Source organism: Streptomyces sp. NPDC055966 (genome assembly GCF_042269865.1).
Classification (GTDB): domain Bacteria; phylum Actinomycetota; class Actinomycetes; order Streptomycetales; family Streptomycetaceae; genus Streptomyces.
Map to the genome: position 1 here is coordinate 201,637 of NZ_JBHJYK010000014.1, position 19,472 is coordinate 221,108.

Below are 19,472 nucleotides of genomic sequence, written 5' to 3' on the forward strand. Positions count from 1 at the left end.
TGCCGGCGGGCACGGAACCGCACCGTGGGAGAGCGCGTCCTCAACGGCATGATCAGTGACCGAGTGACGGGCGCCCGCGTGATCCGCACCGCCCTGCCCGCCGAGGCCGAGGTGATCGCCGCACTGCATCACCGGGCGCGCTCGACGTACTACCCGGACGGTCTCCCGGACGACGGCATCGACTGGACCGCCGCCTGGCGCGGCGCCGTCGAGCGCCCCGACGGGCAGGTGCTGTGCCTCGTCGACCGGGGCGCCATCACCGCCGTCGCCTCCTTCCGGCCCCCGGCGGACGGCCCCGACGGCACGGTCAAGCTGTTCCAGTTCCACGTCGACCCCGACCGCTGGCGCTCCGGAATCGGCACCGATCTGCACGCGGCCTGCGTGGAGCAGTGGCGCGCCGATCGCAGGCGGAGCGCGGTGCTCGACGTGCACGTGGACAACGCGCGCGCCCAGTCCTTCTACGCCCGTCAGGGCTGGCTCCCCGACCCGGAGAACCCGCCGGCCGACGGCGACCACCATCTGTTCCTGCGCTTCTCCGTGCCCGGGGAATGAAACGGGCTGTTTGAACGTTCACGTACCGGGAGCGGGGAGAGCCCTCGCGCCCGTACGACCCGGAGAAGAGCCGTGAGCATGCGCGTCGAGATCTGGACGGACATCGCCTGTCCCTGGTGCTACGTCGGAAAGGCACGGTTCGACAAGGCCCTCGCCGCCTTCCCGCACCGCGACGAGGTCGAGGTGGTGCACCGCTCCTTCGAACTGGACCCGGGCCGCGCCAAGGGCGACGTCCAGCCGGTGATCACCATGCTCACCAGGAAGTACGGCATGAGCGAGGCGCAGGCCGAGGCCGGCGAGGACAACCTGGGCGCCCAGGCCGCCGCCGAGGGCCTGGACTACCGCACGCGCGGCCGCGACCACGGCAACACCTTCGACATGCACCGCCTGCTGCACTTCGCCAGGGAACAGGGCGTCCAGGACCAGCTGATCCAGATCCTGTACCGGGCGAACTTCGCCGAGGAGCGGTCCGTCTTCACCGAGGGCGACGAGCGCCTGGTCGAGCTGGCCGTGGAGGCGGGGCTGGACGCGGAGGCCGTCCGCGCCGTGCTCGCCGACCCGGCCCGCTACGCCGACGAGGTCCGCGCCGACGAGCGCGAGGCCGCCCAGCTCGGCGCGAACGGCGTGCCGTTCTTTGTCCTCGACCGCACCTACGGCGTCTCCGGCGCCCAGCCCGCCGAGGTCTTCGCGCAGGCCCTCAGCCAGGCCTGGGGCGAGCGGTCCCCGCTGAAGCTGGTGGACCAGGGCGGGGCGCAGGCCTGCGGGCCGGACGGGTGCGCCGTACCGCAGCAGGACTGAAACCGCAGGTCGGGGCGGACGTATAAGGCTTCCTAAGCGAATCCACGTACATTTTCGCAATGGACGGGGGATGCCCTGCCCCGCACAGTAGGGGCATGGAGACCTTCGAGAGCCTCGTCCGTGCCGAGTTCAGCCCGAAGAACACCTTTCTGAACACCGCGAGCAGCGGCCTGCTGCCCGCCCGTACCGTCGCCGCCCTGCACGAGGCGGTGGCGATCAGGGCGGCGGGCCGGCCGCTGGACCCGCTGTTCGAGGACGTGGAGCTGGCCCGCGCCGCGTTCGCCCGGCTCGCCGGGGTGCCGGTGGCCCGGGTGGCGGCCGGTGCGTCGGTCGCCTCCCAGACCGGGCTGGTCGCCGCCTCGCTGCCCGCCGGCGCCGAAGTCCTCACCGCCGAGAACGACTTCACCTCCGTGCTCAACCCCTTCTACACGCGCGGCGACCTCAAGGTCCGTGCCGTACCGCTGGAGCGGCTCGCCGAGTCCGTGCGGCCCGGCACCGCGCTCGTCGCGGTCAGCGCCGCCCAGTCCGCCGACGGACGGATCGCCGACCTGCCCGCCCTGCGCGAGGCGGCCCGGGCGCACGGCACGCGCACCTACGTCGACTTCTCCCAGGCCGCGGGCTGGCTGCCGATGGCGGCCGGGGCCTACGACTTCACCGTCTCCACGACCTTCAAGTGGCTGCTCGGCCCGCACGGCGCCGCCTTCCTCGTCGTCCCCGAGGACTTCGGGGGCCTCGCCCCGCTGCTGGCGGGCTGGGTCGCGGCCGAGGAACCCTGGGACAGCTGCTACGGCCCGGTGGCCGAACTCGCCCGCTCGGCACGGCGGTTCGACGTCAGCCCCGCCCTGTTCACCTACACCGGCGTGCGCCACTCCCTCGCCCTGATCGAGGAGCTGGGCGTGGCCGCCGTGCAGGCCCACGACCTGGCCCTCGCCGACCGGTTCCGGGCCGGACTCGCCTCGCTCGGCCACGCGCCCCTGCCCGCCCCCGGCTCGGCGATCGTCTCCGTCCCCGGACTGGGCGGGCGGCAGGGCGAGTTGAGCCGCGCGGGCATCGAGGTGTCCGACCGGGCCGGCAACCTGCGGGCCTCGTTCCACCTCTACAACACGCCCGCGGACGTGGACCGGCTGCTGGACGTGCTGGCCGGCTGACGGCGCCGGTGACATGACCGGGCCGGAGCCTCCCGTCCCACACAGGAGGCCCCGGCCCGGGGTTCGCAGGCGTACTCCGGTACGCCGGGGGCTACTTCACCGGCGTGAAGTCCCGCGCCCCGATGAACTCCGGCCGCCGCACCGGTGCCGCGAAGGGCTCGACGGCCGCGTTGTCCACGCTGTTGAACACGATGAAGACGTTGCTGCGCGGGAACGGCGTGATGTTGTCGCCGGAGCCGTGCATGCAGTTGCAGTCGAACCAGGTCGCCGAACCGGCCCTGCCCGTGAAGAGCTTGATGCCGTACGCGCCCGCCATCTTCGTCAGCGCCTCGTCGGACGGCGTGCCCGCGTCCTGCATCTGGAGGGACTTCTTGTAGTTGTCCTTGGGCGTGGCGCCGGCGCAGCCCAGGAACGTGCGGTGCGAGCCCGGCATGATCATCAGGCCGCCGTTGGTGTCGTGGTTCTCGGTCAGCGCGATCGAGACGGACACCGTGCGCATGTTCGGCAGGCCGTCCTCGGCGTGCCAGGTCTCGAAGTCCGAGTGCCAGTAGAAGCCGCTCGCGCCGAAGCCCGGCTTGACGTTGATCCGGGACTGGTGGACGTACACGTCCGAGCCGAGGATCTGCCGGGCCCGGCCGACGACGCGCTCGTCGCGCACCAGGTTCGCGAACAGCTCGCTGATCCGGTGCACCTCGAAGACCGAGCGGATCTCCTGCGACGTCGGCTCGATGATCGAGCGCTCGTCGGCGCGGATCGCCGGGTCGGCGATCAGCCGGTCCAGCTCCTGCCGGTAGACCTCGACCTCGTCGGGGGTGATCAGCTGGTCGATCGCGAGGAAGCCGTCACGCTCGTACGACTGGAGGTCGCCGGTCGCGATCGGACCGGGCGTGTCCGGGGAGCCCCAGACGACCGGGTCCTGCCGGGGGACGCTCACCTCGGTGGCTCCGCGGCTGGGGTACAGATCGGTCAGGGTGGTCATGTCTGTCACACCTCCTCGGGCTCCGTCAGGAGCGGGTAGACGCCGTTCTCGTCGTGGTCCTCCCGCCCGGTCACGGGCGGGTTGAACACGCAGAGGCAGTGGAAGTCCTCCTTGACCTTCAGCGTGTGCCGCTCGTGGCCGTCGAGGAGGTACATGGTGCCGGGCGTGATCGTGTACGACGTCCCGGTCTCGTGGTCGGTGAGTTCGGCCTCGCCCCGGGTGCAGACGACGGCCTCGATGTGGTTGGCGTACCACATCGACGTCTCCGTGCCGGCGTAGAGGATGGTCTCGTGCAGGGAGAAGCCGACCCGCTCCTTGGCGAGGACGATCCGCTTGCTCTCCCAGGTGCCGGACTTCGCCTTCACGTGCCGGTCGGTGCCTTCGATGTCCTTGAACGATCGGACGATCACGGTGCTGTTCTTCCTCCTGGTTCGTGCGCTGGCGCGCCGGTCAGACGGTCTCGCGGACGGCGCGGGCGAGGATCCGCAGGCCCTCGTCCAGCTCGTCCGGTGTGATGGTGAGCGCGGGCAGCAGCTTGACGACCTCGCCCTCGGGGCCGGACGTCTCGATGAGCAGCCCGAGTTCGAAGGCCCGCTTGGCGACCCGGCCGGCCCGCGCCTTGTCGTGGAACTCCATGCCCCACACCAGGCCGCGCCCGCGGTACTCCTTGACGTCGGCGAGGTTCTCCTCGGTGATCGAGATCAGCGCCTGCTCGACCTGCTCGCCCCGGGACCGGGTCTGCTTCTCCATCGCCGAGCCGTCGGCCCAGTACGTCTCCAGCGCCGCGGTCGCGGTGACGAACGCGGGGTTGTTGCCGCGGAAGGTGCCGTTGTGCTCGCCGGGCTCCCACACGTCCAGCTCCGGCTTGAACAGGCACAGCGACATCGGCAGCCCGTAGCCGCTGATCGACTTGGAGACGGTGACGATGTCCGGGGTGATGCCCGCCTCCTCGAAGGAGAAGAAGGCGCCGGTGCGGCCGCAGCCCATCTGGATGTCGTCGACGATCAGCAGCATGTCCTGCCGCTCGCACAACTCCGCCAGCGCGCGCAGCCATTCGGGCCGGGCCACGTTGATGCCGCCCTCGCCCTGCACGGTCTCCACGATCACCGCGGCGGGCTTGTTGAGCCCGGAGCCCTGGTCCTCCAGCAGCCGCTCGAACCACAGGAAGTCCGGGACCGTGCCGTCGAAGTAGTTGTCGAACGGCATCGGGGTGCCGTGCACCAGCGGAATGCCGGCGCCGGCCCGCTTGAAGGCGTTGCCGGTGACGGCGAGGGAGCCCAGGGACATCCCGTGGAAGGCGTTCGTGAACGACACGATCGCCTCCCGGCCCTTCACCTTGCGGGCCAGCTTCAGCGCCGACTCCACGGCGTTGGTGCCGGTCGGGCCCGGGAACATGACCTTGTACGGCAGGTCGCGCGGGCGCAGCACCAGATCCTGGAAGGCCTGGAGGAAGGACCGCTTGGCCGTGGTCGACATGTCCAGGCCGTGGGTGACCCCGTCCCGGTCCAGATAGTCGATCAGCGCCCGTTTGAGCACCGGGTTGTTGTGGCCGTAGTTGAGTGATCCGGCACCGGCGAAGAAGTCGAGGTACACATGGCCGTCCTCGTCGAACATCCGGCTGCCCTGTGCGCGGTCGAAGACCGTGGGCCAGCCGCGGCAGTAGCTGCGCACCTCGGACTCGAGGGTCTCGAAGACACTGAGGTCGGGCTGGGTGATGGTCACGGTGAATCGCTCCTCGGGAGGGGGCTCGGTGGGGGGCTCGGCGGGAGGTACGGGGATCAGCGGGCGGTGACGCCGGTCAACGGGCTGATGCGGTACAGGACTTCGGGGTCGTGCGGGCCGTCCGGGAACAGCTCGGTGGGGAACAGCACCTCGCGTGCGAGGCGCGCCCCGTGCCGCTCGGCGAACGACGTGAACAGCCGCTCGGAGGCCGTGTTGCCGGGGGTGATGGTGGTCTCCACCTCGGTGACGCCGCGCTCGGCGGTCAGCCGGGCGGTCAGCCCGTCCAGCAGTGCGGCGGCGATGCCGAGACCCCGGTGGGCGGAGTCCACCGCCACCTGCCAGACGAGCAGGGTGTGCGGGCGGTCGGGCCGCACGTAGCCGGTGACGAAGCCGACCGGCGCCCCGCCCGCGCCGCGCGCCACCGCCGAGGTGCCGGCGAAGTCCCGGCACCACAGCAGATAGCTGTACGAGGAGTTCAGGTCGAGGGTTTTCGAGTCCTTGGCGAGACGCCAGAGCGCGGCTCCGTCGGTCACCGCCGGCTGGTCGATGAGCAGGTCTGCGGGTGCGGCAGTCATGCGGCACGAATTTAGCGAGGCGAATTAGGAAATGCACGGCGGCCGTTGCCGGGCTGCGCAGAGAGCTCGGCGTTTTGCCCGGATTGCCCCACGGCAAATCCGGGCAAATCTACCTCGGTGTGGAGTGCGTCACAGCTAGGAATCCGTCAAGTGGCCGTACGAAACCTGTTGGAAAACTCCCCCGTTTAGCCTTGAAAAAAGCGGGCAGAAGAAGACGGGAAGCTGTCGTCCGGGAAATAGGAGGGAATTGTGAAAGGAAATTGAATTCAGGCGCCGGTGGTTCCGTCGATTCGTTCACGCAGAATGTCGGCGTGTCCGTTGTGCCGGGCGTACTCCTCGATGAGATGGATGAGCACCCAGCGCACACTGACCTCGGCGCCGGTCATCGGCCCGTCGGCGATCCGCCCGGTGTCCTCCAGGCTCCGCCCGGCGAGCAGCTCCCGCCCGCGCGCGATCTCCCGTCGCCAGACGCCCAGGGCCTCCTCCAGCCCGCGCCCGGGATCGAGCGCGTACCCCGCCCCCGCCTCGTCCCCGAACACCAGCGGCACGTCCAGCCCGCCCACCACCCGCTGGAACCAGTTCCGTTCGACCTCGGCGAGGTGCTGCACGAGCCCGAGCAGCGTCAGGGACGACGGCTCCGCCGGGGCGAGCCGGACCTGCTCGTCGTCCAGCCCGCGGCACTTCAGCTCCAGCGTGCCCCGGTGGAAGTCCAGCCAGCTTTCCAGCATGGGTAGTTCGGGCCCGGTCAACAGGGGGACGGGCCGGCCGTCGGGAAGGGTCTGCGGTGCCTGAGGTGTGGTCATGGCGGCAGCATGCCAGGCGGGTACGACAACGCCCCGCACGCGGCACGCGGTTGCGCCGGACACGGCCTTCGGCCGGGCCTCCTGCCTCGCTCGGCGTGGCGGTGAGAGGCGGGCCGGGCGCCGGTGCCGCGGGGCGGCCGGGGCCGGGTTCCTGTGGGCGGTCCGGAGATTCGGTACGTCGGCGGTCGGCCGTGGGTGGTCGGCGCAGGCGGAGGGCTGGGGCGTGGAGGTGTCGGGGGTGCGGTGTGACCGTCGGCTGCCGTGAGGAAGCTTGTGGCCGCGCGGCGGAGCAACGCGGCGGCGGAGCGCTACCGTCCCTCGGTCCAGGCCTTGTCCACGGCCCGCCGTGCCGCCTCCAGGTCCACGCCCAGGCCCTGCTCGGCGAGCGCCCCGCCCAGGGCCGCGAGGGAGCCCTGGACCGCGCCCGGCGTGGCATCCGCCCCGTAGTGGTTGACCCGGATCATCTCCTTCGCCAGCGCGCCCCCGCCCGCGACCAGCGGCAGCGTGGGGTCGCTCGCCAGCGCCCGGGCCACCAGCTCGGAGGCCACCACGCCCGCCGGCACCCGCAGGGTCGTCGCGACCGGCGCCGCGTCCCTCTCCTCGTACACGTACGGCTCCAGGCCGCCGCCCAGCGCCACCGCACCGGCCCGCGTGGCCAGCGCCGCGCCGCGGTGCCGGCCCATCACGGCGTCGAGGCCCGCCGACTCGATCCGCTCCAGGCACGCCTGAAGCGCCAGCATCTCCAGCTGGGCCGGAGCGTGCGGCAGCACCGCGCGGCCCGCGTCGGTCCAGCGCTCCTTCCAGTCCAGCAGGGACAGGTAGGAACGGCGCGGCGCGTGCGGGTTGGCCGCCATCCGGGTCCAGGCCCGCTCGCTCACCGAGATCGCCGACACGCCGGCCGGACCGCCCATCGCCTTCTGCGCCCCGATCACGCACAGGTCCACGCCCCACGCGTCCGGCAGCACCGGCTCCGCGCCCACCGAGGCGACCGCGTCCAGGTAGAAGAGCGCGCCGTGCTCCCGTACCACCTCGCCGATCTCCGCGACCGGGTTGGTGTTGCCGGTCGCCGCCTCGGCGTGGACGAGGGACACGAAGTCGATCCCGGGGTGCTCGGCGAACGCCTCGCGGACCTGCTCGGCCGTGACCGCCGTGTGGAAGGGGACCGTGATGTCGTGCACGGTCGCGCCGCAGGAGCGCAGCCAGTCGCCGAAGGTCTGCCCGTAGGGGCCTGTGATCACGTTCAGGGCCACCGTGCCCGGACCGGCCGCGCCGCGGATCGCGCCCTCCAGCGGCAGCAGCGCCTCGCCCTGGGTGACCAGCACGTCCTGTCGGGTGTCCAGCAGCCGGGCCACCCCGTCCTCGATGGCGGCGAAGCGCTCGGCACTCAGCGGGGGCAGGTCGAGGAAGGGGTGCGTCACGGCGGGCTCTCTCTTCGTTCTCGGGTGGTTCCCGGATCTTCGGCCGGTGGGGTCGACTCCATCGATCTTAAGTGGAATGCCCCCGTTACCATCAGTTTGGTTTGAGGTACTCAAACTCTTCCTTATAATCGGAACCCAAAGGTCCCCCACAGAGAAGATCACTCCCCATGAAGACGTTCCTCGGGCGCCGGTCCCGCTTCCTGGCCGCCACCACCGCGACCGCCGCGCTGGCGCTCGTGGTCGCCGGCTGCTCCTCCAGCGGCTCGGGGGGCGGTCCGACGACCGTCAAGGGGGTCCACCTCGTCAAGGGCGGCCAGCTGACCACCTGCACCCACCTGCCGTACCCGCCGTTCCAGTCGGAGGTCGACGGCAAGGTGCAGGGCTTCGACGTCTCCCTGATCGACCTCGTCGCCAAGAACCTGGGCGTCAAGCAGCAGATCCTGGACACGCCGTTCGAGAACTTCAAGACCGGCGCCTTCCTGAACTCCGGCCAGTGCGACCTGGCCGCCGCCGGCATGACGATCACCGCCGAGCGCAAGAAGAACGTCGACTTCTCCGACCCGTACTTCGAGGCCACGCAGGCCGTGCTCGTCGCCAAGAACAGCGGCATCACCTCGTTCGCCGGCCTCAAGGGCAAGAAGCTCGGCGCGCAGGCGCAGACCACCGGTGAGGACTACGCCCGCGGCAAGGGCTACGACCCGGTCTCCTTCGCCTCCTCCGACGCGGTCCTCAACGGCCTGCGCACCGGCCAGGTCCAGGCCGTCGTCATCGACTACCCGGTGGTCCAGGGCTGGCTGAAGGACAAGGCCAACGCGAACGCGTTCAAGGTCGTCGACAACCTCAAGACCGGCGAGCAGTACGGCTTCACGGTCAAGAAGGGCAACAAGGCCCTGCTCGACGCCATCAACACGGCCCTGAAGGACGCCAAGGCCGACGGCACGTACAAGAAGATCTACGAGAAGTGGATCGGCCCGTACAACGCCTCCGTCGCCTCCCCGGCCGCCTCCGCCTCCGCGTCCTGACCCCATGGCCATCGACACGGACGCAGAACTCCAGCCGAGGAGAAGCGGTCTGACGCCCCGTCAGAGGCGTCGGCTGTCGCGCGGGGCGCAGTACGTCGTCTTCGTCGCCGCGGTGGTCGCGCTCGCGGCCGGCGCGGACTGGGGGCGGCTGAAGAACCAGTTCGCGCAGGCCCACATCGCGCGCCAGCTGTTCCCGGACCTCATCACGGTGGCCCTGAAGAACACCGTGCTGTTCACCCTGTCCGGGTTCGTGGTCGGCCTCGCCCTCGGCATGGTCATCGCCCTGATGCGCCTGTCGTCCGTGGGGCCGTACCGCTGGCTCGCCGGCGTCTACATCGAGATCTTCCGCGGCCTGCCCGCGCTGCTGATCTTCATCTTCGTGGGCACCGGCGTGCCGCTGGCCTTCCCGAGCATCGAGTACCCGGGCGGCATCTACGGCAAGGTCGCCGTCGCGCTCGGACTGGTCTCGGCCGCCTACATGGCGGAGACGATCCGCGCGGGCATCCAGGCCGTGCCCAGGGGGCAGATGGAGGCGGCCCGCTCGCTCGGGTTCTCGCCCGCCAGGGCCATGGTCTCCATCATCCTGCCGCAGGCCTTCCGCATCATCCTGCCGCCGCTGACCAACGAACTCGTCCTGCTCTTCAAGGACTCCTCGCTGGTGCTGTTCCTCGGTGTCACCCTGGAGCAGCGCGAGCTGTCCAAGTTCGGCAACGACCTGGCCAGTACGACGGCCAACTCCACGCCGATCCTGGTCGCGGGCCTGTGCTACCTGCTGATCACGATCCCGCTCAGCCTCGTCGTGCGCAGGATGGAATCCAAGGCCAAGAGGGAGATCAGGTGAGCCGCCCCGAGATCCGCGTCCGGGATCTGCACAAGTCCTTCGGCGACAACCAGGTGCTCAAGGGCATCGACCTGGAGATCGACCAGGGCGAGGTCGTCTGCGTCATCGGCCCCTCCGGCTCCGGCAAGTCCACGCTGCTGCGCTGTGTGAACCTGCTGGAGGAGCCCACCAAGGGGCAGGTCTTCGTCGGCGGCACCGAGATCACCGACCCCGACGTGGACATCGACGCCGTACGCCGCCGGATCGGCATGGTCTTCCAGCAGTTCAACCTCTTCCCGCACCTCAGCGTCACCGAGAACCTCACGCTGCCCCAGCGCCGGGTCCTCGGGCGGGACAAGGCGAGCGCGGCGAGGACCGCCGCCGAGAACCTCGCCCGCGTCGGCCTGTCCGAGAAGGCGGAGGCGTATCCCGCCTCCCTCTCCGGCGGCCAGCAGCAGCGCGTGGCCATCGCCCGGGCCCTCGCCATGGGCCCCCAGGTGATGCTGTTCGACGAGCCGACCTCCGCGCTCGACCCGGAACTGGTCGGCGACGTCCTCGCGGTCATGCGCCGGCTCGCCCGCGAGGGCATGACCATGATGGTCGTCACGCACGAGATGACCTTCGCCCGCGAGGTCGCCGACCGGGTCGTCTTCATGGACGGCGGCGTGATCGTCGAGGACGGCACCCCGGCCCAGGTCATCGGCAACCCGCGGCACGAGCGCACCCGCCACTTCCTGTCCCGGCTGCTCGACCCGGCGATGGCCGAGGTGGAGGAGACCTCCGACCAGGTGGGCGGGCCCGCGCAGTAGCTCATTAAGGTGCAGTACATGAGCGATGGCGCCGTGCTGCACGTGAAGGGGCGGGTCCTCGTCGGGCCCGAGGACGTCCGCGACGAGCTGTGGGTGGTCGGGGGCAGGATCTGCCACGACCGCCCCGTCGGGGCCCGGGACGTCACCACCGTCGAGGGCTGGGTGCTGCCCGGCCTCGTCGACGCGCACTGCCACGTCGGCCTCGACGCGCACGGCCCGGTCGACGCGGACACCGCCGAGAAGCAGGCGCGCACCGACCGGGAGGCGGGCGCCCTGCTGCTGCGGGACGCCGGCTCGCCCTCCGGCACCCGCTGGATCGACGACCGCGCCGACCTGCCGAAGATCATCCGGGCCGGCCGGCACATCGCCCGTACCCGCCGCTACATCCGCAACTACGCGTGGGAGATCGAGCCCGAGGACCTGGTCGCCTACGTCGCCCAGGAGGCGAAGCGCGGCGACGGCTGGGTCAAGCTCGTCGGTGACTGGATCGACCGCGACCTCGGCGACCTGTCCGCCTGCTGGCCGCGCGAGGCGGTTGAGGCCGGTATCGCGGAAGCCCACCGCCTCGGCGCCCGCGTCACCGCGCACTGCTTCGCCACGGACTCCCTGCGCGACCTGGTGGAGTCGGGCATCGACTGCGTCGAGCACGCCACGGGCCTCACCGACGACCTGATCCCGCTCTTCGCCGAGCGGGGCGTCGCGATCGTCCCCACCCTCGTCAACATCGCCACCTTCCCGCAGCTCGCGACCGGCGGCGAGAGCAAGTTCCCGCGCTGGTCCGCGCACATGCGCCGGCTGCACGAACGCCGCTACGACACCGTGCGCAGTGCCTACGACGCCGGCATCCCGGTCTACGTCGGCACCGACGCCGGCGGCTCACTGGCCCACGGTCTGGTGGGCGCCGAGGTCGCCGAACTGGTCACCGCCGGCATACCGCCCGTGGCCGCCCTGTCCGCCACGACCTGGGGCGCCCGCGCCTGGCTCGGCCGGCCCGGACTGGAGGAGGGCGCACCGGCCGACCTGGTGGTGTACGAGGGCGACCCGCGCGCCGACGTACGGGTGCTGGCGGCGCCGCGCCGGGTCGTGCTGAACGGGAAGGTTGTGGAGTAGGAGAGGCGCCGGGGAACGCATGTGCTTCACGATTCGAAGAGGCGTGCGGAAACGGCCCGATTGAGTGAAGTAACCGGGGAACGCTGACCGTTCACCCGTAGTGCGTACAAGGTTGACGGGTCCCAAGCACGTTTCTTCCGGGGAGTCCCACCGCCTTGAACACCTTGACCAGAGCGAACTTCCGCATGCCCGCCCGTCGTCTCGCCGCCGTGGCGACGGTCACGGCCCTCGCCGCGGCACCCGCGGTCCTGGGCGCGGGCGCCGCGCACGCGACCGGTGACCACGGTCGCGCCTCCGCCGTCGTCCTGCGCACCGGGCTCGACGTGTCCCTGCTCAACAAGACCGTTGACGTTCCGCTCGCCCTCTCCCTCAACGAGGTCCGGGCGCCGCAGAGCGCCGACAGGACCGCGCTGTCCGCCCGGCTCGACGGGGTGGACGGCGGCCGGCCGTTCACCGTCCTCGGCGCGGACGTGGCCTCGGCGAAGGCCACGGTGACCGCGCGGCGCGCCGAGGGCTCGGTCCGGCTCGCCCACGCCCGGCTGCACGTCCCCGGCCTGCCCCTGCTGTCCCTGATCGAGGCCGACGCGGTCACCGCACAGGCGGTCTGCGAGGCGGGCAGGACGCCCGTCGCCGCCGCGAACGTCCTCGGCGTCACGGTCCTCGGCAAGCGCGTCACCCTCACCGCCGACGGCCCGACCGAGGTGAAGGTGCCCGGCGTCGGCGAGGTCCGCCTCGATCTGTCCCAGCGGCGCACCACGACCCGTACGGCCGCCGCCACCGCCCTCCAACTCAAGGTCTCCGTCAACCCGTTGAAGCTCAACGTCGCCGACGTCGAGGGCACGGTCACGCTCGCCGGGGCGACCTGCGAGTCCCCGACCGCCGCGTCCTCGGGCGACCCGGCGCCGAGCCACGACCCGGCCGCGGGCACGACGTCCGAGGACGCGCCCGGCAAGGCCGCCCCCGCCTCCGACGTGAAGCCCCAGGGCGGCACGTCGAAGAGCGACCTCGCCGAGACCGGCGGCAGTTCGGCGACCCCTTACCTGGCGGGCGGCGCGCTGGCGCTCGTCCTGGCGGGCGGGGGAGCGGTGGCCGTGGCCCGGCGCCGCAGGAGCTGACGCAGGGCTGAGGCAGGGCTGACGCCCTGGTGCCGCCCCCTTCCCGGCTGTCCCACCGGGAAGGGGGCGGAGCCCCGCTCACGGGAGTGCGGCGGACAGGGCCGAGAGGAACCCGTTGGCCGTGGCCCGGTCGCGCACGGCCACCCGCACCCACTGATCGCCGAGCCCCGGAAACGTGTCACCCCGGCGCACGGCGTAGCCGGCCTCGCGCAGCCGTCGTCGTACCTCCGCCGCCCCCGCCATCCGGACCAGCACGAACGACCCCTCCGCCGGACCGGCCACCGAGACACCCCGGTCGGCGAGCGCCGTCAGCCCCGCCACCAGGTGGGCCCGGTCGGCCGCGATGCGATGCGCCGCGTGCCCCGCCTCCGCCAGCGCCCGCGGTGCCACGCACGCCTCGGCGGCGGCCAGCGCCGGCGTCGACACCGGCCACAGCGGCTGGGCCTGCTCCAGCGAGGCGATGATCTCCGGCGCGGCCAGGACGTACCCGATCCGCAGCCCGGCCAGCCCCCAGGTCTTGGTCAGGCTGCGCAGGACGACCAGCCCGGGCACGTCCGTGCGCCCGGCCAGCGCCTCCCGCTCGCCCGGCACCGCGTCCATGAACGCCTCGTCGACCACCAACGTCCGTCCGGGACGGGCGAGTCGGGCGATCCCGTCCGCCGGATGCAGGACCGACGTGGGGTTGGTCGGATTCCCGATCACCACCAGATCGGCGTCCTCCGGCACCGCCGCCGGATCCAGCCGGAACCCGTCCGCCTCCCGCAGCAGCACCCGGTCCACGGTGTGCCCCGCGTCCCGCAGCGCGGCCTCCGGCTCGGTGAACTGCGGGTGCACGACCACCGGCCGGTTCAGCTTCAGGGCCCGGGCCAGCAGCACGAACGCCTCCGCCGCCCCGGCCGTCAGCAGCACCCGCTCCACCGGCAGCCCGTGCCGCGCCGCCACCGCCGCCCGCGCGGCCCGCCCGTCCGGGTAGGCCGCGAGCGAGCCCAGCGACGCGGCGATCCGCTCCCGCAGCCAGGCCGGGGGCGTGTCCGCGCGCACGTTGACGGCGAGGTCGACCAGCTCCGATCCGTCGTCCCGCACCTCGGCGTCGCCGTGATGCCGCAGATCGTGCCCGGTGTCCCCGGTCTCCCCGGTGTCCTCAGTGCGCATGGCTGTGCGTGTGCCCCCCGTGATGGTGATGCCCGTGTCCGTGGTCGTGCCCGTCGTCGTCCGGGTGGAAGTGCGGCTGCTGCGGCAGCCCCACCTTGTCCTCGAAGCCGGGCAGCGCGATCCGGTACACGCACGAGTCGCAGTTCATCCGCAGATCGCCCTCGACCGCCTCCGCGTACCGCTCCATCACCAGGTCCAGCAGTTCCGGCTCGGGCCCGATGACATCGGCGGACCGCACCTCGACCTCCGGGTGCGCGGCCGCCCAGCCCTCGGTCTGCTGTCGCACCCGGTCCGGCAGGATCCCGGTGAACAGGAAGTAGGGCAGGACGACGATCCGCTTCGCCCCCAGCCGCGCGCACCGGTCCAGCCCGCTCGGCACGTCCGGGGCCGCCAGCGACACGAACGCCGTCTCCACCCCGGCGTACCCCCGGCCCTCCCACAGCAGCCGCGCCGCCTTGTGCACCTCGGCGTTGGCGTCCGGGTCCGTCGAGCCGCGCCCGACCAGCAGCACGGTCACATCGGCCCGGTCCCCGGGCGTACGGGCGCCGCCCCCGAGGGCCTCGTCCAGCCGCCGCTCCAGCACGCCCAGCAGCGAGGGGTGCGGGCCCAGCGGACGGCCGTAGGTGTACGAGATCCCCGGGTGCCGTTCCTTCTCGCGGGCCAGTGCGGCCGGGATGTCGCCCTTGGCGTGCCCGGCGGACACCAGCATCAGCGGCACGGCCGCGAACCGGCGTACGCCCTGCTCGACCAGCTCGGTGACGGCGTCGCCGAGCGGCGGCGGGGACAGCTCGATGAAGCCGCCCGCGACGGGCAGTTCGGGGTGGCGGCGGCCCAGCTCCCGCACGAAGTCGCGGAACGCCTCGGCTCCGGCCTCGTCCCGGGTGCCGTGGCCGGCGATGAGCAGGGCGGGCGGCGGGGTGGTCACGGGGTCTCCTCGGGTGAAGTGGGGTGGTACAACAGGGCGTTGAGCGCGGCGGCGGCGACCGCCGACCCGCCCTTCTCGGACACGTTGCTCACGGCGGGCAGCCCGCTCTCGCGCAGCGCGGCCTTGGACTCGACCGCGCCGACGAAGCCGACGGGCAGCCCGATGACGAGCGCCGGGGCGGCGTCCAGGGTGAGCAGCTCCTCCAGCGCGGTGGGGGCGTTGCCGATCACCCACAGGGCGCCGGGCCCGACCTGCTCGTACGCCAGCCGGATCGCGTGGGCGGAGCGGGTGAGCCCCGCGACGGACCCGGCGTCCCTGAGCCGGCACACGGTCTCGCGGCGGGTGATCCCGGCGCCGACCATCTCCACGTCCACGACGACGGGCGCCCCGGCGTGCAGTGCGGCATGCGACCTGACCAGGTCGTCCTCGTCGGTCACGAGGTCGGTCGCGTACTCCAGGTCGGCGGCGGAGTGGATGACCCGCTCCACCACCGCCCGGGTCAGCGGCGGGAAGTGCGACGTGTCCAGGCGGGCGCGCAGCCGCCGGTAGGACTCCTGCTCGATGGGGTGGACGATCCGGTTCACTCGGCTTCCTCCTGCTCGCCGGGCTGCGCCGCCTGCCAGCGGTAACCGCGCGGGGTCACCATGCGGCCCGCGACGATCCGGGTCGCGGTGTTGCCCACCGTCACGACCGTCATCATGTCGACCGTCGCCGGGTCGAGCGCACCGAGCGTGGTCACCCGGCTCGACTCGTCCGGCCGGGTCGCGCTCCGGACGACACCGACCGGCGTCGCCGGCTCCCGGTGTCCGCCGAGGATCGCGAGCGCCTCGGGCAGCTGCCAGTCGCGGCCCCGCGAGCGCGGGTTGTAGAAGGTGACGACGAGGTCCGCCTCGGCCGCCGCCCGCACCCGCCGCTCGATGACCTCCCACGGCGTGTGCAGGTCGGACAGGCTGATGGACACGTGGTCGTGGCCCAGCGGCGCGCCCAGGATCGCCCCGGCGGCCAGCGCGGCCGTCACACCGGGCACCCCGACCACGTCGATGTCGTCGGACGCCTCGGCCAGCGCCGGGGACGCCATCGCGTACACACCGGCGTCCCCGCTGCCGATCAGGGCCACCGCCTGCCCCTTGCGGGCCTCCGCGACCGCCGTACGGGCCCGCTCCTCCTCGGCGCCGAGCCCGGACTCCAGCACCCGGGTGCCCGGCCGCAGCAGATCGCGGATCTGGTCGACGTACTGGTCGAGCCCCACCAGCACGGAGGCGCGCCGGAGTTCGGCCGTGGCGCGCGGGGTCAGCAGGTCCCGGGCGCCCGGCCCGAGCCCGACCACCGCGAGCCGCCCGCGCCCCGGACGCCGTACGACGGCACAGGTGGCCATGGCGGGCCGGCCGTCGGCGCGCACCGACTTCCGCTTGGGGACGAGGAGTTCACCGCCGCGCACCAGAGCGGCCGCCTCCGCCACGGAGGGCGTGCCGACCGCCGCGAGCGGCGCGTTCGACGGATGGGGCACCTCGACGCCCGCCAGCTCCCCGGCCGCGTACGTCACCAGCGGGACCCCCAGCCGCTCGGCGGCCGCGACGATCCCCGGCTCCGCCGACTTGGCGTCCACGGTGGCCAGTTCGGCGACCGACCGCGCCGAGAGTCCCGCCTGCGCGAGCGCCTCCTCGACCAGCCCGAGCACCTCCTCGACCGGCGCCCCCGCGGACGCGCCGACGCCGACCACCAGCGACGGCGGCCGCAGCAGCACCTCGCGCTCGCCGGGCACGACGGCCCGGTCGGTCAGCCGGACGGTGTACGCCCCGTGCGCGGAGGTGGGCAGGGGCGGCAGCGGCCAGGCGACCTCGGCCTCCAGCGCGACCGGCTCGCCGTCCAGCAGGGCCCGCGAGACCACGGCCACCGAACCCTCGTACGGCAGCCCGAGCGTGTCCAGCCCCGGCAGCCCGGCGGAGTCCGTCGCGGTCGTCACGACGGGCTCCGCGCCCAGCAACTCGCCTACTTCGCGGGCGAGTTCGTTGGCGCCGCCGCCGTGTCCGCCGACGAGCGACACCGCGTACCGGCCGCCCTCGTCCACGCACACCACGCCCGGGTCGGCGGTCTTGTCGCCGAGCAGCGGCGCGAGCAGCCGCACGGTCGCGCCCGTCGCGAGGAAGCACACCAGCTGCTCGCACTCCGCGAACGCCGCCCGCACCGCCTCCCCGACGGGACCCTCGTACACCCGCGTCCGCTCCGGCCACGCCGCGGCCAGCCGGTCCCGCGCCGCCGCCCCCGCCGCGGTGGCGGAAATGAGGCCGATCACTCGTCAACTCCCTTACTCGATGTCTGGGTTCGCACGCCCCAGAGCAGAAACACAGGATTGGCCGCCGCCAGCCGGGACACCTCGCCCGGCAGCGGTGCCAGGCGCGACGACTGCAACAGCACCCCGTCGCAGCCGAACCCGGCGGCCGTGAGCGCAGCGCGCGCCGCCGGTACCCGGTCGAGCGCGGCCATGGCGACGACGACGGTCCGCCGCGCCCGCCGCGCGCAGGCGCCGATGATGTCCGGCAGCTCCCGGCCGCCACCGCCGACGAACACCGCGTCGGGATCGTCGAGCCCGTCCAGCGCCGTCGGCGCCGCGCCGTGCACCACGGCCACGTCCACGCCGTGGGCGCGGGCGTTGGCCCGCACGCGCTCCACACCGTCCGCCGTCTTCTCCACGGCGACGACGGCCGCGCCGAGCCGCGCGCACTCCACGGCGACCGAGCCCGACCCGGCGCCCACGTCCCAGACCAGGTCGCCGAGCCGGGGCCCGAGCCGGGCCAGGGCCAGCGCGCGCACCTCGAACTTGGTGATCATCGAGTCCCGGTGCGTGAACGCGTCCTCGTCCAGCGCCCACCCGCCGGGCTGCTCCGGCACCCCGGCGACCGTGCGCACCGCGCCGAGCGCACGCGTCTCGTCCAGGCAGAGCACCACGCTGACGTCCGTGCCCCAGTCCCGGGCGGCGGCCTCGGCGGGCGTGACCCGTTCGACGCGCTCGTCCACGGAGCCGAGGGCGGAGGCGACGACCAGGACACGCCCGCCGGACGGGTGAGCCGACGCCGACGCAGACGCCGTCTCCGGTCCGGGGGAGTCGTGCGCGGCCACCGGCTCGGCCGACATGCTCCCCGGCACCCGTGGGCCGTGCCGCAGCAGCGCCGCCCCCAGTTCCGCCGGACCCGCGCCCGGACCCGTCAGCACCGCCACCTTGGGCCGCGCCCGGCAGACGTTGACGGCCGTGCGCAGATCCCGGCCGTGCGCGCTGACCACGACCGCGTCGTCCCAGGGCAGCCCGGTCCGCGCGAACGCCGTCGCCACGGAGGAGACGCCCGGCCGTACGTCCAGCCGCCCGGCCCCGAACCGCTCGGCCAGCGCCCGCACGATCCCGAAGAACCCGGGATCCCCGGAGGCCAGCACGAGTACCGGCAGCTCCTTGCCGACGTACTCCGCGATCGTGTCCAGGGCGGGCGCCAGCGGCCCGAGGACGACGCGCTCGGCGCCGTCGGGCAGCCGTACGGCGTCCAGGTGCCGCCGCCCGCCGACGACGAGCGCGGCCCCGGCGAGGACCTCTTCGGCAAGCGGCGCGCCCGTCCCCGTCGCTGTCCCCGTCCCGGTCCCGACGACCGTGATCAACTCTTCGCCCTCTGCTCGCGCAGGGCCCGCCGGGCCTCCGGGTCGGCCTTGCGGAAGCCGTGGAAGTGCCCGGGGTGGTACAGGTGCGAGCGGGTGCCGTGGGCGTCGAGCGCCGGGCCGACCAGGAAGAGCGTGTGCTTCCAGAGCTTGTGCTCCTTGACCGTCTCCTCCAGCGTGCCGATCGTGCACTTCACGACCAGCTCCTCCGGCCAGGTCGCCTGGTGGGCGATGACCACCGGGGTGTCGGTCGGGTAGCCGCCCTCCAGCAGTTCGCGCACCAGCTGGCCGCTGCGGGCGGCCGAGAGGAAGATCGCCATCGTCGTGCCGTGCCGGGCGAACTCCCGGACCTCCTCCCCGGGCGGCATCGGCGTCTTGCCGCCGCCCAGCCGGGTGAGGACGACGGACTGCGCGACCTCGGGGATCGTCAGCTCGCGCTGCGCGAGGGCGGCCACGGCGGAGAAGGAGGAGACACCGGGGACGACCTCGGTGGCGATCCCGATCTCCGCGCACCGGTCGAGCTGCTCCTGCGTGCCGCCCCACAGCGCAGGGTCGCCGGAGTGGATCCGGGCCACCTTCAGGCCCTCGGCGTGGGCCCGCGCGTAGACGGCGACGACGTCCTCCAGGGACATGGCCGCCGAGTCCAGGATCTCCGCCTCCGCGCGCGCGTGTTCGAGGACCTCCGCCTGGACCAGGCTGGCCGCCCAGATCACCACGTCCGCGTCCGCGATGGCGCGCGCGGCGCGGAACGTCAGCAGGTCGGCGGCGCCGGGGCCGGCACCGACGAACGTCACCTTGCCGGTGGTGGCATCGATGGGGGCATCGGCCATGAGAAAGATCCTCTCGTACGGAAAACACACAGCAGAAGCAGTGAAATGTCAGGGT

Annotated in this window: 20 protein-coding genes; 8 read left to right on the forward strand and 12 right to left on the reverse strand. The window is 72.9% G+C overall.

What is annotated here, in order from left to right:
* The first annotated feature begins 48 nt into the window (after positions 1-48).
* From ACFC8N_RS28400 to ACFC8N_RS28410, 3 genes are all read left to right on the forward strand, one after another.
* Positions 49-552 carry a GNAT family N-acetyltransferase gene (locus ACFC8N_RS28400; RefSeq protein WP_356031109.1) on the forward strand — a complete coding sequence of 168 codons (504 nt, stop codon included), beginning with the start codon at positions 49-51 and terminating at the stop codon, positions 550-552.
* 78 nt (positions 553-630) lie between these two features.
* On the forward strand, positions 631-1,350 hold the full coding sequence (locus tag ACFC8N_RS28405) for a DsbA family oxidoreductase (RefSeq protein WP_356030996.1): 720 nt from the start codon (positions 631-633) through the stop codon (positions 1,348-1,350).
* Between the two features lie 95 nt (positions 1,351-1,445).
* Entirely contained in the window at positions 1,446-2,498 is a 1,053-nt protein-coding gene (locus tag ACFC8N_RS28410; RefSeq protein ID WP_356030997.1) for an aminotransferase class V-fold PLP-dependent enzyme, read from the forward strand.
* Between the two features lie 91 nt (positions 2,499-2,589).
* Here ACFC8N_RS28410 and thpD read toward each other — a convergent pair whose 3' ends face one another.
* The 6 genes from thpD to ACFC8N_RS28440 all read right to left on the reverse strand — a co-directional run bounded on the left by thpD (position 2,590) and on the right by ACFC8N_RS28440 (position 7,995).
* Entirely contained in the window at positions 2,590-3,477 is an 888-nt protein-coding gene (gene thpD, locus ACFC8N_RS28415) for an ectoine hydroxylase (protein ID WP_356030998.1), read from the reverse strand.
* A 5-nt stretch (positions 3,478-3,482) separates the two neighbouring features.
* A complete protein-coding gene (locus ACFC8N_RS28420) occupies positions 3,483-3,887 on the reverse strand; it encodes an ectoine synthase (protein WP_362818925.1) in 405 nt (134 codons plus the stop codon).
* A 40-nt stretch (positions 3,888-3,927) separates the two neighbouring features.
* Positions 3,928-5,199, reverse strand: coding sequence for a diaminobutyrate--2-oxoglutarate transaminase (gene ectB / locus ACFC8N_RS28425; RefSeq protein ID WP_356031000.1), 1,272 nt, complete (start codon positions 5,197-5,199; stop codon positions 3,928-3,930).
* Between the two features lie 56 nt (positions 5,200-5,255).
* Positions 5,256-5,774: a diaminobutyrate acetyltransferase gene (ectA, locus tag ACFC8N_RS28430; RefSeq protein WP_356031001.1), complete on the reverse strand. Its 519-nt coding sequence runs from the start codon at positions 5,772-5,774 to the stop codon at positions 5,256-5,258.
* 266 nt (positions 5,775-6,040) lie between these two features.
* Positions 6,041-6,577, reverse strand: a complete 537-nt coding sequence (locus ACFC8N_RS28435; protein ID WP_356031002.1) for a DinB family protein — start codon at positions 6,575-6,577, stop codon at positions 6,041-6,043.
* Positions 6,578-6,885: 308 nt separating this feature from the next.
* Positions 6,886-7,995 carry a pyridoxal-phosphate-dependent aminotransferase family protein gene (locus ACFC8N_RS28440; protein WP_376290907.1) on the reverse strand — a complete coding sequence of 370 codons (1,110 nt, stop codon included), beginning with the start codon at positions 7,993-7,995 and terminating at the stop codon, positions 6,886-6,888.
* A 167-nt stretch (positions 7,996-8,162) separates the two neighbouring features.
* Here ACFC8N_RS28440 and ACFC8N_RS28445 point away from each other — a divergent pair, with 167 nt between their 5' ends.
* The 5 genes from ACFC8N_RS28445 (at position 8,163) to ACFC8N_RS28465 (ending at position 12,871) form a co-directional block, all read left to right on the forward strand.
* Complete coding sequence (locus tag ACFC8N_RS28445) at positions 8,163-9,017, forward strand: basic amino acid ABC transporter substrate-binding protein (protein WP_356031004.1); 855 nt, start codon at positions 8,163-8,165, stop codon at positions 9,015-9,017.
* A gap of 4 nt (positions 9,018-9,021) precedes the next feature.
* A complete protein-coding gene (locus ACFC8N_RS28450; RefSeq protein ID WP_362818917.1) occupies positions 9,022-9,858 on the forward strand; it encodes an amino acid ABC transporter permease in 837 nt (278 codons plus the stop codon).
* Entirely contained in the window at positions 9,855-10,646 is a 792-nt protein-coding gene (locus tag ACFC8N_RS28455; protein ID WP_356031006.1) for an amino acid ABC transporter ATP-binding protein, read from the forward strand. Before ACFC8N_RS28450 ends, ACFC8N_RS28455 begins: the two co-directional genes overlap by 4 nt.
* Before the next feature lie 18 nt (positions 10,647-10,664).
* Positions 10,665-11,756, forward strand: a complete 1,092-nt coding sequence (locus tag ACFC8N_RS28460; protein WP_376290909.1) for an amidohydrolase family protein — start codon at positions 10,665-10,667, stop codon at positions 11,754-11,756.
* A gap of 164 nt (positions 11,757-11,920) precedes the next feature.
* Positions 11,921-12,871, forward strand: a complete 951-nt coding sequence (locus ACFC8N_RS28465; protein WP_356031110.1) for an SCO1860 family LAETG-anchored protein — start codon at positions 11,921-11,923, stop codon at positions 12,869-12,871.
* A 78-nt stretch (positions 12,872-12,949) separates the two neighbouring features.
* Here the strand turns inward: ACFC8N_RS28465 and cobC are convergent, their stop codons facing one another.
* The 6 genes from cobC to cobM are packed head-to-tail and all read right to left on the reverse strand — an operon-like array spanning position 12,950 to position 19,417.
* A complete protein-coding gene (gene cobC, locus ACFC8N_RS28470) occupies positions 12,950-14,023 on the reverse strand; it encodes an Rv2231c family pyridoxal phosphate-dependent protein CobC (protein WP_376290912.1) in 1,074 nt (357 codons plus the stop codon).
* Complete coding sequence (locus ACFC8N_RS28475; protein WP_376290914.1) at positions 14,013-14,948, reverse strand: sirohydrochlorin chelatase; 936 nt, start codon at positions 14,946-14,948, stop codon at positions 14,013-14,015. Before ACFC8N_RS28475 ends, cobC begins: the two co-directional genes overlap by 11 nt.
* On the reverse strand, positions 14,945-15,532 hold the full coding sequence (locus ACFC8N_RS28480; protein WP_376290916.1) for a precorrin-8X methylmutase: 588 nt from the start codon (positions 15,530-15,532) through the stop codon (positions 14,945-14,947). Before ACFC8N_RS28480 ends, ACFC8N_RS28475 begins: the two co-directional genes overlap by 4 nt.
* Positions 15,529-17,241, reverse strand: coding sequence for a precorrin-3B C(17)-methyltransferase (cobJ, locus tag ACFC8N_RS28485; protein ID WP_362818908.1), 1,713 nt, complete (start codon positions 17,239-17,241; stop codon positions 15,529-15,531). The genes ACFC8N_RS28480 and cobJ overlap by 4 nt, the downstream gene beginning before the upstream one ends.
* Complete coding sequence (gene cbiE / locus ACFC8N_RS28490) at positions 17,238-18,590, reverse strand: precorrin-6y C5,15-methyltransferase (decarboxylating) subunit CbiE (RefSeq protein ID WP_376290918.1); 1,353 nt, start codon at positions 18,588-18,590, stop codon at positions 17,238-17,240. Before cbiE ends, cobJ begins: the two co-directional genes overlap by 4 nt.
* Positions 18,587-19,417 (reverse strand): precorrin-4 C(11)-methyltransferase, encoded by an 831-nt coding sequence (gene cobM, locus ACFC8N_RS28495; RefSeq protein ID WP_356031013.1) that lies wholly within the window; start codon positions 19,415-19,417, stop codon positions 18,587-18,589. Before cobM ends, cbiE begins: the two co-directional genes overlap by 4 nt.
* Between the last annotated feature and the right edge of the window lie 55 nt (positions 19,418-19,472).